At 62.7% G+C, this 16,374-nt stretch carries 13 protein-coding genes; 7 read left to right on the top strand and 6 right to left on the bottom strand.

Annotated features, from left to right (window positions below; all coding sequences use genetic code 11):
* Positions 1 to 16 precede the first annotated feature (16 nt).
* From NKI18_RS18655 to NKI18_RS18630, 6 genes are all read right to left on the bottom strand, one after another.
* Positions 17 to 1,036, bottom strand: coding sequence for an LLM class flavin-dependent oxidoreductase (locus NKI18_RS18655; protein ID WP_352618628.1), 1,020 nt, complete (start codon positions 1,034 to 1,036; stop codon positions 17 to 19).
* Positions 1,037 to 1,197: 161 nt separating this feature from the next.
* Positions 1,198 to 1,404, bottom strand: a complete 207-nt coding sequence (locus tag NKI18_RS18650) for a hypothetical protein (RefSeq protein ID WP_352618626.1) — start codon at positions 1,402 to 1,404, stop codon at positions 1,198 to 1,200.
* 18 nt (positions 1,405 to 1,422) lie between these two features.
* A complete protein-coding gene (locus NKI18_RS18645; RefSeq protein ID WP_352618623.1) occupies positions 1,423 to 2,565 on the bottom strand; it encodes a DegT/DnrJ/EryC1/StrS family aminotransferase in 1,143 nt (380 codons plus the stop codon).
* A gap of 253 nt (positions 2,566 to 2,818) precedes the next feature.
* Positions 2,819 to 3,742, bottom strand: coding sequence for a carbohydrate kinase family protein (locus NKI18_RS18640; protein ID WP_353020229.1), 924 nt, complete (start codon positions 3,740 to 3,742; stop codon positions 2,819 to 2,821).
* Positions 3,739 to 4,185, bottom strand: coding sequence for an RbsD/FucU family protein (locus NKI18_RS18635; protein WP_352618617.1), 447 nt, complete (start codon positions 4,183 to 4,185; stop codon positions 3,739 to 3,741). The genes NKI18_RS18640 and NKI18_RS18635 overlap by 4 nt, the downstream gene beginning before the upstream one ends.
* 2 nt (positions 4,186 to 4,187) lie before the next feature.
* Entirely contained in the window at positions 4,188 to 5,417 is a 1,230-nt protein-coding gene (locus tag NKI18_RS18630) for an ROK family transcriptional regulator (protein ID WP_352618614.1), read from the bottom strand.
* A 230-nt stretch (positions 5,418 to 5,647) separates the two neighbouring features.
* Here NKI18_RS18630 and NKI18_RS18625 point away from each other — a divergent pair, with 230 nt between their 5' ends.
* The 7 genes from NKI18_RS18625 (at position 5,648) to glgA (ending at position 16,373) form a co-directional block, all read left to right on the top strand.
* The gene (locus NKI18_RS18625) at positions 5,648 to 6,664 is read left to right on the top strand and encodes a sugar ABC transporter substrate-binding protein (protein WP_352449223.1); all 1,017 of its coding nucleotides are present in this window, start codon (positions 5,648 to 5,650) and stop codon (positions 6,662 to 6,664) included.
* Positions 6,665 to 6,752: 88 nt separating this feature from the next.
* Complete coding sequence (locus NKI18_RS18620) at positions 6,753 to 7,835, top strand: ABC transporter permease (RefSeq protein WP_023679302.1); 1,083 nt, start codon at positions 6,753 to 6,755, stop codon at positions 7,833 to 7,835.
* Entirely contained in the window at positions 7,832 to 8,620 is a 789-nt protein-coding gene (locus NKI18_RS18615) for an ATP-binding cassette domain-containing protein (protein ID WP_352618611.1), read from the top strand. The genes NKI18_RS18620 and NKI18_RS18615 overlap by 4 nt, the downstream gene beginning before the upstream one ends.
* Positions 8,621 to 8,795: 175 nt before the next feature.
* Entirely contained in the window at positions 8,796 to 11,264 is a 2,469-nt protein-coding gene (locus NKI18_RS18610) for a glycogen/starch/alpha-glucan phosphorylase (protein WP_352618608.1), read from the top strand.
* Between the two features lie 145 nt (positions 11,265 to 11,409).
* Complete coding sequence (gene glgB / locus NKI18_RS18605; RefSeq protein ID WP_352618606.1) at positions 11,410 to 13,623, top strand: 1,4-alpha-glucan branching protein GlgB; 2,214 nt, start codon at positions 11,410 to 11,412, stop codon at positions 13,621 to 13,623.
* Between the two features lie 35 nt (positions 13,624 to 13,658).
* Complete coding sequence (gene glgC, locus NKI18_RS18600; protein WP_352618603.1) at positions 13,659 to 14,924, top strand: glucose-1-phosphate adenylyltransferase; 1,266 nt, start codon at positions 13,659 to 13,661, stop codon at positions 14,922 to 14,924.
* 3 nt (positions 14,925 to 14,927) lie between these two features.
* Positions 14,928 to 16,373 carry a glycogen synthase GlgA gene (glgA, locus tag NKI18_RS18595; RefSeq protein ID WP_352618600.1) on the top strand — a complete coding sequence of 482 codons (1,446 nt, stop codon included), beginning with the start codon at positions 14,928 to 14,930 and terminating at the stop codon, positions 16,371 to 16,373.
* Position 16,374: the final 1 nt, after the last annotated feature.

Here is a 16,374-nt window from a genome sequence, read left to right as displayed (position 1 = left end):
CGATTGTTCAAACTCGTCAGCGCCAGCCCAAGCCTGGGGCGACATGGGTCAGAATCGCCTCGATGACATGGGCGTTGTAGTCGACCCCGAGCTGGTTGGGGACGGTAAGCAGCAGCGTATCGGCCTCCGCGATGGCTTCGTCGCCCTTTAGCTGCTCGATGAGGATGTCCGGCTCGGCGGCATAGGAGCGGCCGAAGACGGCGCGCCTGTCTGCCTCGATGTAACCGAACTGATCTCCGCTCTCATTGCCGCCGAAATAGGCGCGGTCGCGATCGTCGACCAAGGCAAAAATGCTCCGGCTGACCGACACCCGCGGCTCGCGCGTGTGTCCGGCCGTCTTCCAGGCCTCACGAAAAGCCCGGATCTGTTCGGCCTGCTGGATGTGAAACGGCTTTCCGCCTTCATCGAATTTGAGCGTGGAGCTTTGCAGGTTCATCCCCAGCTTCGCCGCCCATTCCGCCGTGGCGTTGGTGGCGGCGCCCCACCAGATGCGGTCGCGCAGGCCCTCCGAGTGTGGTTCAACGCGAAGCAGGCCGGGCGGGTTGGGAAACATCGGCCGCGGATTGGGCTGCGCAAAGCCTTTGCCCAGCAACACTTCGAGCAGCACTCCGGTGTGTCTGCGGGCCATGTCGGCATCGCTCTCGCCCTCTTGCGGGGCGTAGCCGAAGTAGCGCCATCCCTCGATCACCTGCTCCGGCGAGCCGCGGCTGATGCCCAGCTGCAGACGCCCTCCGGCGATTAGGTCGGCGGCGCCGGCGTCCTCGGCCATGTAGAGCGGGTTCTCATAGCGCATGTCGATCACCGCCGTGCCGATCTCGATTCGGCTGGTCTTCGCCCCAACCGCTGCCAGCAGCGGGAAGGGCGAGGCGAGCTGGCGCGCGAAGTGATGCACGCGGAAATACGCGCCGTCCGCACCCAGCTCCTCGGCCGCGACGGCCAGCTCGATGAACTGCAAAAGCGCGTCGGATGCCGTCCGCGTCTGCGATTGCAGCGAGGGCGTCCAATGCCCGAACGAGAGGAAACCAATCTTCTTCATGAGAACCAGCCTAAAGGGGAGCCAGGTGCAGACTATGCTGCGGCGCGCAGCAAAGCATCGCAAAATCGGTGCCGATGACCGCCTGCCTTGACGCGCAAAGCTTGAATCGGCGGTTGTTGATCAACGATGCCGACCGTGCCGAGCTGCCGTCGGACGCGAGTCTAGGAAGGTGCCGCGAACGCGAGCACTATCGCGATGATGATCAACAGCGGTCCCATCCATTTGAAGTGAACCCCAAAGTTAGTCCACCATGCTTGCTGCTGGCCGGGGCGAGCTTGGAACGGGTCTGCGAGAAATCCGAAGCCGACGCCAGCCATCCACAACCCGGCGCAGAACATGATGAACTCGTCGATGTATTCCGCGACCACGCTTCGAAACTTTCGAATTTATGCCGCCGCTACATGCGCCGAATTCGAGCCGATATAGTTACGGATCGTTTCGATGATCCGGTCCTGGTCAGCCTCGCTCAGATAGGGATGCATCGGCAGGCACAGGATGCGCTTCGGCAGCTCTTCCGAAACGGCAAGGCCGGTCGGCGTGCGCGGATAATCGCGATAGGCAATCTGGCTGTGCAGCGGTTTCACATAGTAGATGACCGACGGAATGCCCTTTTCACCGAGATGTGCCTTGAGCCCGTCGCGTTTCGGCGTTTCGATGGCGTATTGCGCCCAGGCCGAGCGGCCGCCGCCCAGATTGCGCGCCGCCTTGACGATATCGCCGAGACCTTCGGCATAGCGATTGGCGACCGCTTGCCGCGCCACCATCTCGTCCTCGAAGATGGCCAGCTTCTCTATCAGGATCGCCGCCTGAAGGGTGTCGAGCCGTGAATTGATGCCGACGCGGACATTGTCGTATTGCGTTTCGCCCTTTCCGTGAAAGGCGAACGAGCGCAGCTGTTCGGCCAGCGCATCGTCATTGGTGAACATCGCACCGCCATCGCCGTAGCAGCCGAGCGGTTTTGCCGGATAGAAGCTGGTTGAGCCGACGCTGCCGAACGAGCCGCACATCTTGCCGTCAGCCGAGCCGCCGGTCGCCTGCGCCGCATCCTCGATGACCATTAGGCCTTCGCGATCGGCGATGGCCATGATCGCCTCGTAATCGGCGGCGAGGCCGAACAGGTCGACGGGAATGATTGCCTTCGGCCTCAGCCGGCCCTCCGCCTTGATCATGGCGATCGCCGCCTCGAGGCTGGCGATGTCGATATTGTAGCTGTCGGCATCGACGTCGACGAACACCGGTTCGGCCTTGGTCAGCGCCACCACTTCGGCCGTGGCGGCGAAGGTGAAGCTCGGCACGAACACCGCGTCGCCCGGGCCGATGCCGGCGGCAAACAGCGGCAGCAGCAGCGCATCGGTGCCGTTGGCGCAAGCGACCACATGCTTGGTGCCGATATAGGCGGCGAGCTTGTTTTCGAATTCGGTGACCTGAGGTCCGAGAATATAGCGGCCTTCGTCGACGACGCGGTCGATTGCCGCTTTCAGCCTGTCGCGGATGCGTTCGCGCTGCGCGCCAAGATCGATGAACTGCATGTCGGCCTCAAACGGTTTTAGCCAGATAACCGGCCGCTGGTAGCAGACTTGGCACGGCCGAGAAAGCCGCAGGGCAAAACCCTGAATTGCTCAAGTGTCGCAGCCTGTTACCTCTGGTTTCCGATCTGCCCTCTTAAACGCGAGGAAATCCGGGCTTCGGCATGCTTGATGTGGCCTTTGTATCCCGCCCCACTGGCTGGGCGAAACATAAAGTGATCGCCGGCAAGCGGTCCGCGAGGCTGTTGCCAGCCGGTCAAGCGAGTTCATGCCGCCATGGCGGGTTGGCGCCGGCCCGCGATACCGTCACCGCCGCGGCCTTGGCGCCGAGCGTCAGCGCCTTTTGGATGGCGTCTTCCGGCAAACTGGCGATTGCCGTCTTCGAGAGCAGACCCTGTTCGTGCAAGGAGGCAAGAATGCCGGCATTGAATGTGTCGCCGGCGCCGACCGTATCGACCACCTCGACCTTGTCCGGCACGACGGTGACCCGGTGCTGGCTGCTGTAACCGACCGCGCCCTCGCTACCATGGGTGACGACGATCAGCTTCGGACCGCGGTCCAGCCAGTTCCGGACTACGTCCTCATGCGAGCGGGCTTCGCCGAACCAGTTCAGATCCTCGTCCGACAGTTTCACGATGTCGGCCATCGCCATCATGTTGCGGATGCGCCTGAGGTGCTTGGCCTTGTCCGGAATGAAGTTCGGCCGGATGTTGGGGTCGAGCATCATCACGCGGCGCTCATGCTCGCGCCGCATGAACTCCTCATAGGCCGATCCGGCCGGCTCCGAGATCAGGCTGATGGCGCCGAACAGCATGGCCTCGATCTCGCTGCCGAGTTCCGGCAGGTCCTCGATGGTCAGCATGCGTCCGGCGGTGTTCTCGTCATAGAATGTATAGGTCGCCTGGCCGTTGGTGAGCCGCACGAAGGCGAGCGTGGTCGGCCGCGGCGAGGTGTGCGCATAGGTGGAACTGACCTTGCTGGCCCCCAGCGCCTCCCTGAACTGCCCGCCGAACAGATCCGACGACAGGCCGGAGAAGAAGCCGGCCGGCGCGCCGAGCCGGCCGAGCGCAATTGCCGTGTTGAAGACGGCACCGCCGACATAGGGGGCAAAGGCCGGCTCGCCCTCGGTTGTGGTGCGCGGCAGCATGTCGATCAGGGCTTCGCCACAGCAGAGGATCATGAAGTCTTGCTTTCCGGCGGATAGATCACGCCCTTGCGAATGATGATGTTGGCATAAAGCCGCGGCTCGCTCGTCGCGACGATCGCGTGCGCGGCCTTGACCCGTGCATAGAAGTCGGCACCGGCAAGCGCAACCACCTTGCGGCCCGGCGCACGCCTGGCGCAGATCGCTTCCATCTCATGGTGAACCGGATCGGCGAGCAGGGGATCGCCTTTGGCCGAGGCGCGAAACAGCGCGTGCGGCACGGCATCGTCGACCGGCAATACGCTCAATACCGCATCGAGCACGGGGACGAGATGATGACCGTCGGCGCGGATCAGCCGCTGTGCCTGCTGCTCGGCCGGGTAGTTGCCGTCGACCAAGGCGATCTCGTCGCCATGGCCCATGGCGCGCAATATCGCCAGAAGCTCGGGGCCGAGCAGCGCCGGGATGCCGATCAGCATGCTCAGAAGCTCCGGGAAATCGTGGTCGAGCCGATGAGGAAGCGCTCCGACAGCGGCAGGCTGGCGCCACCCAGCGCCCGCGCATGGATGCCGACGGTTCCCTCGCGAACGGCCGGCAGCCTCAGGCCTTCGCCGTCGATCCGGCCGATGGCTTGGATAACGGCATCGACAAGCCGCCTGCGCACGGCAAGCGGCATCCATCCGTCGATCACCGCGGCTTCGAAATCAATGACGGAGGAGGCCGAAACGATGGCATAGGCAAGCGCCTGCGAGGCGCTGGCGATCCAGTCGTCAAGCTCGGCGCCGATCTCGCCCCAGTCCCCCGGTGATGTCCACAGATGCGAGGCCTCGATGCCGCGCGCGTTGAGCGCCTTTTCCAGCATGGCGATCGACGCCACGTCGATCAACTGCGTCGGCTTGCCGTCCGGCCCGGGCACTGGCATTGAGCCCAGCGCGCCGGCATTGCCGGTCGGGCCGCCAAACAGCCGGCCGTTCAGCACGATGCCGCCGCCGGCAAAGGCGCCGATATAGAAGTAGACGAAATCGCGTGCCGCACCCGCCGCCTGGCCGAACACGAGCTCGGCGCCGCAGGCCGAGGTGGCGTCGTTCTGCAGATAGACTGGAAATTCGCATTGCGCCTGGATGTCGGCGCGGATGTCGCGATGGCGCCATTCGTCCATGATTTCACGCGGCGCGCCGGCGGTATCGGCCCAGTTCCACAATTCGAACGGCATGGCGATGCCAAGCCCGGCGATGCGTTTGTCCTGCGCAGGGGTGAGTTCGCTGCGCATCTTCTTCATGCCGCTCGTGACGAATTCCACCGTCTCGCGCGGCGCCGGATAGCGGTATGAATGCTGCAGCATCGAGCGCACATTGCCGAGGAAATCGATCAGCACCAGCTCGGCGCTGCGGCGGCCGATCTTCAGGCCGATGAAATAGGCGCCGTCGGGATTGAGCGCCATGGGTATCGAGGGCTGGCCGATCTTGCCGCGCAACGGCGCCTGGCGGACGAGCAGGTCGTCCTCCTCCAGCTCGCGCATGATGACGGACACTGTCTGCGCCGAAAGGCCCGTCATGCGCGCAATATCGGATTTGGCCAGGCTGCCGTGCTGACGCACCAGCGACAGCACCAGCCGCTCATTGTGGTCCCGCATGCCGCTTTGATTGGTGCCGCGGTGCAGACGGCTTTCGGCCGCATCGGGCGAACCGTGCCTCGTAACGCCGGTCTCCACCCCTGTTCCTCCCGTCGTTTTCCCCTCAATGCTTTTGGTCTAGAGTGGGTGAACAATCCTGCGATGTCAATAATAAATAAGAGTGATTTAATTATTGACAGTGCTGGCGGACTGGTGTCTCTTGAGATCGGCGTCGACACTGGGAGATTTCGTCGGACGCGCTGCAGATGCCGGTTGGCCGGCGTCCTAAATGGTTCCATGGGAGGAAAATCGTGACCACGTCAAAACTGTTGAAATCCACCGTGTTTGCCGCGGCCGGACTGAGCTTGATGGCGTTTGCATCGACGGCATCGGCCGCCGGGGTCGGCGCCTGCTTGATCACCAAGACCGACACCAATCCCTTCTTCGTCAAGATGAAGGAAGGTGCCGCCGCGAAAGCCAAGGAAATTGGTGTCGATCTGAAGGCCTACGCCGGCAAGGCGGAAGGTGACAATGAGGGCCAGGTTGCGGCGATCGAATCCTGCATCGCCGACGGCGCCAAGGGTATTTTGATCACCGCCACCGACACTGCGGCCATCGTGCCGGCGGTGAAGAAGGCGCGTGATGCAGGGGTGCTGGTGATCGCTCTGGACACCCAGCTCGAGCCTGCCGACGCCGCCGATGCGACGTTTGCGACCGACAATTTCAAGGCCGGCGAGCTTATCGGCTCCTGGGCAAAGGCCACCTTGGGCGACAAGGCCAAGGACGCGCACATCGCCTACATGGATCTTATCGCCAGCCAGCCCTCCGTCGACGTGCAGCGTGATCAAGGCTTCATGAAGGGCTTCGGCATCGACCTCGGCGACCCCAACAAGATCGGCGACGAAACCGACGCACGCAATGTCTGTCACGATCTGTCGAGCGGCAATGAGGATGGCGGGCACACTGCCATGGAGAACTGCCTGCAGAAGGATCCGGATATCAACGTCGTCTACACCATCAATGAACCCGCGGCCGCGGGCGCCTACCAGGCGCTGAAGGCCGTCGGCAAGGAGAAGGACGTCCTGATTGTCTCGGTCGATGGCGGCTGCCCGGGTGTCAAGAACGTTGCCGAGGGCGTGATCGGCGCCACTTCACAGCAATATCCACTGCTCATGGCCTCGCTCGGCATCGAGGCGATCAAGACCTTTGCCGACAGCGGCAAGAAGCCTGAGCCGTCGCCCGGTCTGAACTTCTACAACACCGGCGTGACGCTGATCACCGACAAGCCTGCCGCCGGCATCGAATCCATCGACACGAAGCAAGGCCTCAGCAAGTGCTGGGGTTGATTTGATCCCCTGATCGGCTCAACTTCAAAAGAACAATAGAGAATGTGGAGCGGTTTCGGCCGCTCCACATCACAGGCGGGAGGTCGACTTGAGCGTCGAAACAACCAGGAGCAAGGGACCGCAGGAATTCGAGACGGTCCTGGCCACTAGCGACACCAGCGTCGCTTCATTCGAGACGCATTCCCGCTCGACGCTGGAGAGCATCCAGCACCGCTTGCACAAAAGCCCTGCCATGGTGCCGCTGATCATCCTGATCATCTCGGTGGCTCTGTTCGCAGTCGTTGTCGGCGGACGCTTCTTTTCTCCTTTCACCCTCACCCTGATCCTCCAGCAGGTGGCGATAACCGGCATGGTCGGCATCGCGCAGACACTGGTGGTGCTCACCGCCGGCATCGACCTGTCCGTCGGTGCCATCATGGTGCTGAGCTCGGTCGTCATGGGCCAGTTTGCCATGCATTACGGTGTTCCAGCGCCGGTGGCCGTTGCCGTCGGGCTGCTTGTCGGCGCGATTTGCGGCTTGATCAACGGCATTCTCATCGCCTGGGTGAAACTGCCGCCCTTCATCGTGACGCTCGGCACCTGGTCGATCTACGCTGCCATCAACTTCATCTATTCCGGTAACGAGACCATCCGCAGCCAGGATCTCGAGACGACGGCGCCGCTGCTGCAGTTTTTCGGCGGATCGTTCAGGATCGGGGGCGCCGTCTTCACCTATGGCGTGCTGTTGGTGCTGATCATGGCGGCAATTGCCTGGTACGTGCTCAATCACACCGCGTGGGGCCGGCATGTCTATGCGGTCGGAGACGACCCGGAGGCCGCGGAGCTGTCGGGTGTGCGGGTCAGCCGGATGCTGGTCGCGGTCTACACGCTGACTGGTATCATTTGCGCCATCGCCGGCTGGGCCCTGATCGGACGCATCGGATCGGTCTCGCCGCAGGCCGGGCAGTTCGAGAACATCAATTCGATTACCGCCGTGGTGATCGGCGGCACTTCGCTGTTCGGCGGCCGCGGCTCCATCCTCGGGACCATCTTCGGTGCGCTGATCGTCGGCGTGTTCGCGCTCGGCCTCAGGCTTTGGGGGACAGATCCGCAATGGACGCAATTGTCCGTCGGCGCCCTTATCATCATCGCTGTTGGTATCGACCAGTGGATCAGGAAGATCTCGGCATGAACCAGATTCACGAACCGATCCTTACCGCGCGCAGCCTGGTCAAGCGCTACGGCCGCGTCACCGCTCTCGACAGCGCAGACTTCGACCTCTATCCGGGCGAAATCCTTGCTGTCATTGGCGACAACGGCGCCGGCAAGTCGTCGCTTATCAAAGCCATTTCCGGAGCGGTCACCCCCGACGAAGGTGAGATACGGCTTGAAGGCAAGCCTATTGCCTTCAAATCGCCGATGGAGGCGCGCGAGGCCGGCATCGAGACCGTCTACCAGAACCTGGCGCTGTCGCCGGCGCTGTCGATCGCCGACAACATGTTCCTCGGCCGCGAGATCCGCAAGCCCGGGTTCCTCGGCGAATGGCTGCGCATGCTCGACCGTCCGGCGATGGAAAAGCGTGCCCGCGACAAGCTCACCGAACTTGGCCTGATGACGATCCAGAACATCAGCCAGGCGGTGGAAACGCTCTCCGGCGGCCAGCGCCAAGGCGTGGCGGTGGCGCGTGCCGCCGCCTTCGGCTCGAAGATGGTCATCATGGATGAGCCGACGGCCGCGCTCGGCGTCAAGGAGAGCCGCCGCGTGCTCGAACTCATACTCGACGTCAAACGCCGAGGCCTGCCTATCGTGCTGATTTCACACAATATGCCGCATGTCTTCGAGGTGGCCGACCGCATCCACATTCACCGGCTCGGCCGTCGCCTGTGTGTCATCGATCCGAAGCAGTATACGATGTCAGACGCCGTCGCCTTCATGACTGGCGCCAAGGTGCCGCCGGAAGCGGCGCTGGCGGCTTGAGCAAGAACTTGAGGCCCATCGCCGAGGGGCCCAAACGCGCTGTTTCCAAATGCCAAATTGCCGCAGGGCAACCCGGCTTGCGATCACCCGAATCGATTGAACATCCGGTGGGATGCACTAGCATTGGCAGAGATGGTGAAAGCCGCATGATCCTGGCAACGTCACGAGAGGCAGCATGACGCGCGCGATGACAACCGAAGCTCCTCTGCCCACGCTCAAAAACCCGGATCCCAAGACGCTCGCCGAGGAAGTCTTGCAAGCCCTCAAATACAGGGTCGGCAAGGGCACCAACGTTGCAACCCAGTACGATTGGCTCACCGCCTCGATCAAGGTTGTACGCGACCGCATAGTCGATCACTGGATGCAGGCGACCCAAGAGGCCTACGCCCAGCAGGAAAAGCGCGTCTACTACCTGTCACTGGAATTCCTCATCGGCCGCCTGATGCGCGATGCCTTCTCCAATCTCGGCCTGATGGACAATATGCGCGAGGCGCTGTCGTCGCTTGGCGTCGACCTCGACATCATTGCTACGCTCGAACCGGACGCTGCCCTTGGCAATGGCGGTCTTGGCCGGCTCGCCGCCTGCTTCATGGAAAGCATGGCGACCGTCAATATCCCCGCGCATGGCTACGGCATCCGCTACGCCAACGGCATGTTTCGGCAGGAGATCCATGACGGCTGGCAGGTGGAGCTGCCCGAGACATGGCTCGATCACGGCAATCCCTGGGAGTTCGAGCGCCGCGAACGCTCCTTCGAGGTCGGCTTCGGCGGCTCGGTGGAATCGGTCACGTCGAACGACGGCCGGCTCGAGCGCCACGTCTGGAAGCCGACCGAACATGTTCTGGCAGTCGCCTATGATACGCCGGTTGTCGGCTGGCGGGCCAACCGCGTCAACACGCTGCGTCTGTGGTCCGGCATGCCGGTCGACCCGATCCTGCTCGACAAGTTCAACGCCGGCGATCACATCGGCGCGCTCGCCGAAAGCAACAAGGCCGATGCGTTGTCGCGCGTCCTTTACCCGGCCGATTCCCACAAGGCCGGCCAGGAGCTGCGGCTCAGGCAGGAGTATTTCTTCTCCACCGCCTCGCTGCAGGACATCGTCCAGCGTCATCTCAGCCAGTATGGCGACCTGCAATCGCTGCCCGACAAGGCGGCGATCCATCTCAACGACACCCATCCGGCCATCGCCGTCCCCGAGTTGATGCGCTTGTTGATGGATGTCCACGGCATGGATTTCGACCAGGCCTGGAGCATCACCAAGCGCACCTTCGGCTACACCAACCACACGCTGCTTCCCGAAGCGCTGGAAAGCTGGCCCGTGCCGCTATTCGAGCGGCTGTTGCCGCGCCACATGCAGATCGTCTACGCCATCAACGCCGAGGTGCTGCTCGAGGCGCGCGCCTCCGACCAGTTCTCGGACGAGCAGATCAGCCGCATCTCGCTGATCCAGGAAAATGGCGATCGCCGCGTGCGTATGGGCAATCTGGCCTTTGTCGGCTCGCACTCGATCAACGGCGTGTCGGCACTGCATACCGAATTGATGAAGGAGACGGTGTTTGCCGACCTCCACAGGCTCTACCCGGATCGCATCAACAACAAGACCAACGGGATCACACCGCGGCGCTGGCTGATACAGTGCAATCCCGGCCTCACTGCACTCACCCGAGAGGCGATTGGCGACGGCTTCCTCGACGACATCGACGAGATAAAGCGGCTTGATCCTTTCGCTGAGGACGCCGCCTTCCGCGACAAGTTCGCCGCCGTCAAACGGGCGAACAAGGCGAGGCTTGCCAAGCTCGTTGCCGACCGGCTCGGCATCAAGGTCGACCCATCGGCGCTGTTCGACATCCAGGTCAAGCGCATCCACGAATACAAGCGCCAGCTCTTGAACATTCTCGAAGCGGTCGCGCTTTACGACCAGATCCGCTCGCATCCGGAGCGCGACTGGATGCCTCGCGTCAAATTCTTCGGCGGCAAGGCGGCGCCCAGCTATCACAACGCCAAGCTGATCATCAAACTTGCCAATGACGTCGCCCGGGTCATCAACCGCGACCCGGCGGTGCGCGGCTTGCTGAAAGTGGTATTCGTGCCGAACTACAATGTCAGCCTGGCCGAGATCATGATGCCGGCCGCCGATCTTTCGGAGCAGATATCGACCGCCGGCATGGAAGCATCCGGCACCGGCAACATGAAATTCGCGCTGAACGGCGCGCTGACCATCGGCACGCTCGACGGCGCCAATGTCGAGATCAAGGAATGCGTGGGCGACGACAATATCTTCATCTTCGGCCTGACCACCGATGAGGTCGCCGAGCGACGCAACAATGGTTACGATCCGCGCGCTGTGATCGAGGGATCGCCTGAATTGGCGCAGGCGCTGGCCGCGGTTTCATCCGGAGTCTTTTCACCTGACGATCCGGACCGTTATCGCGACCTGATCAACGGTCTTTACCAGAGCGACTGGTTCATGGTCGCCGCGGATTTCGATGCCTACGCCGCCACCCAGCGCGACGTCGATACCGTCTGGCGCAACAGCCCGGACTGGTATGCCAGAGCCATCCGCAATGTCGCGCGCGTCGGCTGGTTCTCGTCCGACCGCACGATCCGCCAATATGCGAAAGACATCTGGCACGTGCCCGCCTGATGTGATTGCATGAGACCAGGAACAATGTGGCCCTAGTGGAGTGATTTGACCCTCGCATCCCTTGGAGGGTAAGGCGGCATGCGAATGTCGAATTCAAAACTCCACTAGAAACATACACTTGGTGCCCGGGGAGGGTCACTGCCTGATGAGCAAGCCGCGCGCGACCGTTGCGACAAGCGGGCCGGACGGACTGGCGCCAGCCGGCGATGTCGCGGCGATTGTCGCCGGCACGCACGGCGATCCGTTTGCCGTGCTTGGCGTGCATGAGGCGGGAAAGGGCTTTGTCGCCCGCTGCTTCGTCCCTCATGCCGAGTTCGTCACCGCCTATACGCTGACCGGCAAGAAGGCCGGCGAGCTGTCGAGACGCGACGACCGCGGTTTCTTCGAAGGCAAACTGTCGCTGCGCAAACGCCAGCCGCTGCGCTATCACGCCAGGAATTCCGGCGGTGACTGGTGGCTGACCGATCCATATTCCTTCGGTCCCGTGCTCGGCCCGATGGACGATTATTACATCGCCGAAGGGTCGCATCTCAGGCTGTTCGACAAGCTCGGCGCCCATCTCATCGACCATGAAGGTGCATCGGGTGTGCATTTTGCGGTGTGGGCGCCCAATGCAAGGCGCGTCTCGGTGGTCGGCGACTTCAACGACTGGGACGGCCGCAGGCATACCATGCGCGTCCGCCGCGACACCGGCATCTGGGAGCTGTTCATTCCCGACATCGGCGCTGGCCGCCCATATAAATATGAAATCATCGGGCCGGATGGCGTGAGATTGCCGCTCAAAGCCGATCCGTTCGCCTTCAAGTCCGAACTGCGCCCGGCCACCGCCTCGGTGACGGCACTGCCGCCGGCGCATGAATGGGGTGACGAGGCGCACCGGAACTACTGGCGCAATGCCGACCACAGGCGCGAAGCCGTATCGATCTACGAGGTCCATGCCGGGTCATGGCGGCTTCACGACGACGGCAGCTTCCTGTCGTGGGATGAGCTCGCCGACAGGCTGATCCCTTACGTGGTCGAGACCGGTTTTACCCACATCGAATTCATGCCGATCTCCGAACACCCTTATGACCCGTCCTGGGGCTACCAGACGACGGGTCTCTATGCGCCGACTGCCCGCTTTGGCGATCCGGACGGTTTTGCCCGCTTCGTCGACGGCGCCCACCGTGCAGGCATCGGCGTCATCCTCGACTGGGTGCCGGCGCATTTCCCGGTTGACGAACACGGTCTGGCAAAGTTCGACGGTACCGCGCTCTACGAACATGCCGATCCGCGCAAGGGCTTCCATCCCGACTGGAACACCGCGATCTATAATTTTGGGCGCCGCGAAGTGATTTCGTTCCTGGTCAACAATGCGCTGTTCTGGGCCGAGAAATATCACGTCGACGGACTGCGCGTCGATGCGGTCGCCTCGATGCTTTATCTCGATTATTCTCGCAAGGCCGGTGAATGGATTCCCAACGAGAAGGGCGGGCGGGAGAACCTCGAAGCGGTCAGCTTCCTGCAGCGTATGAATAAGGAGGTCTACGGCCACCATCCAGGTGTGATGACCATCGCCGAGGAATCGACCTCGTGGCCGAAAGTCTCGCAGCCGGTGCATGAAGGCGGACTGGGCTTCGGTTTCAAGTGGAACATGGGCTTCATGCATGACACTTTGGAGTATTTCTCCAAGGAGCCGATCTTCCGCAAGCATCACCACAACGACATCACCTTCGGTCTGGTCTACGCCTTCAGCGAGAATTTCGTGCTGCCGCTGTCCCATGACGAAGTGGTGCACGGCAAGGGCACGCTGCTCAACAAGATGGCCGGCGACGACTGGCAGAAATTCGCGACGCTGCGCGCCTATTACGCGTTCATGTGGGGTTATCCCGGCAAGAAGCTGTTGTTCATGGGCCAGGAGTTCGCACAGCGCCGCGAGTGGAGCGAGGGGCGCGCGCTCGACTGGAACCTGCTCGATTTCCGGCTCCACCGCGGCGTCTGGCAGACGGTGCGCGATCTCAACTATCTCTACCGCTCGCGCCCCGCGCTGCATGCCCGCGACTGCGAGCCGGAGGGCTTTTCCTGGCTGATCGTCGACGACAGCGCGAACTCAGTATTTGCCTGGCTGCGCAGCGCGCCGGGCGGCAACCCGGTCGCCGTCATTTCCAACTTCACGCCAGTGCCGCGCGACAATTACCGCGTGCCGTTGCCGCACGCCGGAAAATGGCGCGAGATCATCAACACCGATGCCACGGATTATGGCGGTTCCGGCAAGGGCAATAGCGGCGGCGTCGAGGCTCAGGCGGAAGGAGGAGGCATTTCGGCGACGATGCTTTTGCCGCCGCTGTCGACGATCATGCTCGAATTCGTCCCGGACTGAGCTATGTCTGGAGCATCTAACCTGGGAGGATAGGAATGGCTGAAATAAAACGAACACAGCCGCTGGCACGCGACGCCATGGCTTATGTGCTGGCCGGCGGCCGTGGCAGCCGGCTCAAGGAACTGACCGACCGCCGCGCCAAGCCGGCGGTCTATTTCGGCGGCAAGACCCGCATCATCGATTTCGCGCTGTCCAATGCGCTCAATTCCGGTATCCGCCGCCTCGGCGTCGCCACCCAGTACAAGGCGCATTCGCTGATCCGCCACCTGCAGCGCGGTTGGAACTTCCTGCGGCCCGAGCGCAACGAGAGTTTCGATATCCTGCCGGCCAGCCAGCGTGTGTCGGAAACGCAATGGTACGAGGGCACCGCCGACGCCGTGTACCAGAACATCGACATCATCGAGGCCTACGGGCCGGAATACATGGTCATCCTGGCCGGCGACCACATCTACAAAATGGACTACGAAATGATGCTGCGCCAGCATGTCGAGGCCGGCGCCGACGTCACCGTCGGCTGCCTCGAAGTGCCGCGGATGGAAGCCACCGGCTTCGGCGTCATGCATGTCGATCCCAAGGACACCATCATCTCCTTCATCGAAAAGCCCGCCGATCCGCCCGGCATTCCCGACAAACCGGATTACGCGCTGGCCTCGATGGGCATCTATGTGTTCAAGACCAAGTTCCTGATGGAGCAATTGCGTCGCGATGCGGCGGAGCCCGGCTCGAGCCGCGACTTCGGCAAGGACATCATCCCCTACATCGTCGAGCACGGAAAGGCGATCGCCCATCGCTTCGCCAAATCCTGCGTGCGCTCGACCGCCGAGAACGAGGCCTATTGGCGCGACGTCGGCACGGTCGATGCTTATTGGGAAGCCAATATCGACCTGACCGACATCACGCCGGAACTCGACCTCTACGACCGCGACTGGCCGATCTGGACTTACGCCGAGTTGAAGCCGCCGGCAAAGTTCGTGCATGACGAGGATGGCCGCCGCGGGTCGGCTGTGTCGTCTCTCGTGTCGGGCGATTGCATCGTTTCGGGCGCTTCGCTGAAGCGAAGCCTGATCTTCACCGGCGCGCGCATCAATTCCTATTCGACGCTGGAGGAGGTCGTCATGCTGCCCGACGTCCATGTCGGCCGCAACGCCAGGCTGAAGCGCGTAGTCATCGATCACGGCGTCAGGATTCCAGAGGGGCTGGTGGTCGGCGAGGATCCTGTCCTCGACGCCAAGCGTTTCCGCGTTTCGGAAAAAGGCATCTGCCTGGTGACGCAGGACATGATCAACAGGCTGGGATCGTAGTGCATGCAGGTTCTGTCGGTGGCGCCCGAGATCTTTCCGCTGGTCAAGACCGGAGGGCTCGCCGACGTAACCGGCGCCTTGCCCATGGCATTGGCCGGCAAGGGCGTCACCATGCGCACGCTCGTCCCCGGCTACCCGCAGGTGATGGGCGCCTTCAAGAAAAAGAAGGCGGTTCAGCAATATCCGCTGCTGCAGGGCGGCAAGGCGTCGGTGCACGCCGTCCAGATCGCCGGCCTCGACCTGTTCGTGCTCGACGCGCCGCATCTTTTCGACCGCCCCGGCGGTCCATACGGCAACGCGGCCGGCGCCGACTGGCCGGACAATTGGCGGCGGTTCGCTGCCTTGAGCCAGGTAGGCGGTGACATCGCCGGGGGCTCCATCTCGGGCTACCTGCCCGATATCGTCCATGCCCATGACTGGCAGTCGGCAATGACGCTCGCCTACATGCGCTACGGCAAGGCGGTCGGCACGCCGTCGATGATCACCGTGCACAACCTCGCCTTCCAGGGTCAGTTCGGCGCCGGCATTTTTGGCGAGCTTGGCCTGCCGGCAGCGGCGATGGCGCTCGACGGCGTCGAATATTACGGCGGCGTCGGCTTCCTCAAGGCCGGCCTGCAGGCCGCCTGGGCGATCACCACGGTCAGCCCGACCTATGCGCAGGAAATCCGCTTGCCTGAATTCGGCATGGGCCTCGACGGCCTGATCAACATGCGCTCCGTCGATCTCCATGGCATCGTCAACGGCATCGATACCGAGATATGGAACCCGGAAACCGACAAGCATCTGGTCTCCAACTACACGGCAAAGACGCTTAAGGCGCGAATGCCCAACAAGGCCGCGGTCGAGGACCGCTTCAGCCTCGATCGCGATGACAGCCCGATCGTCTGCGTCATCAGCCGTTTGACCTGGCAAAAGGGCATGGACATATTGGCGGCGGCCGTCGACGGCATCGTTGCAAGAGGTGCGCGGCTGGCGATCCTCGGCTCCGGCGATGCCGGGCTCGAAGGCGCATTGCTTGCCGCCGCAGCCCGCAATCGCGGTCGCATCGGCGTCGTCGTCGGCTATGACGAGGGGCTCTCCCACACCATGCAGGGCGGCTGCGACGCCATTGTGATCCCATCGCGCTTCGAGCCTTGCGGGCTGACGCAGCTTTACGGCCTGCGCTATGGCTGCGTGCCGGTGGTCGCGCGCACCGGGGGCCTTGCCGACACGATCATCGATGCCAACGAAGCCGCCATCTCTGCCGGCGTTGCGACCGGTTTCCAGTTTGCGCCCGCCAATGCCGGCGCCTTGCTGCACGCCGTCCGCCGCCTTGTCGAGGCGCATGCCAATCCCGCAGTGTGGACGTCGATGCAGCGGCAAGGCATGAAGGCCGACGTTTCGTGGGACAAAAGCGCCGAAAAATATGTCCAACTCTATCGCTTGCTGCTTTCGAAAAGGGCTGCCTGAC

This window comes from Mesorhizobium sp. M0800, from assembly GCF_040320095.1.
In the GTDB taxonomy this organism is placed as follows: Bacteria; Pseudomonadota; Alphaproteobacteria; order Rhizobiales; family Rhizobiaceae; genus Mesorhizobium.
The sequence above is the reverse complement of the archived record's forward strand: the minus strand, read 5'-3'. Positions and strand labels throughout refer to the sequence as shown.

Bases quoted from the DNA above. Each gene is read 5' to 3' on its own strand.
- NKI18_RS18655 (WP_352618628.1), bottom strand. From the start codon at position 1,036: ATGAAGAAGATTGGTTTCCTCTCGTTCGGGCATTGGACGCCCTCGCTG.
- NKI18_RS18645 (WP_352618623.1), bottom strand. From the start codon at position 2,565: ATGCAGTTCATCGATCTTGGCGCGCAGCGCGAACGCATCCGCGACAGG.
- NKI18_RS18640 (WP_353020229.1), bottom strand. From the start codon at position 3,742: ATGATCCTCTGCTGTGGCGAAGCCCTGATCGACATGCTGCCGCGCACC.
- NKI18_RS18635 (WP_352618617.1), bottom strand. From the start codon at position 4,185: ATGCTGATCGGCATCCCGGCGCTGCTCGGCCCCGAGCTTCTGGCGATA.
- NKI18_RS18615 (WP_352618611.1), top strand. From the start codon at position 7,832: ATGAACCAGATTCACGAACCGATCCTTACCGCGCGCAGCCTGGTCAAG.
- NKI18_RS18610 (WP_352618608.1), top strand. From the start codon at position 8,796: ATGACGCGCGCGATGACAACCGAAGCTCCTCTGCCCACGCTCAAAAAC.
- glgB (WP_352618606.1), top strand. From the start codon at position 11,410: ATGAGCAAGCCGCGCGCGACCGTTGCGACAAGCGGGCCGGACGGACTG.
- glgC (WP_352618603.1), top strand. From the start codon at position 13,659: ATGGCTGAAATAAAACGAACACAGCCGCTGGCACGCGACGCCATGGCT.
- glgA (WP_352618600.1), top strand. From the start codon at position 14,928: ATGCAGGTTCTGTCGGTGGCGCCCGAGATCTTTCCGCTGGTCAAGACC.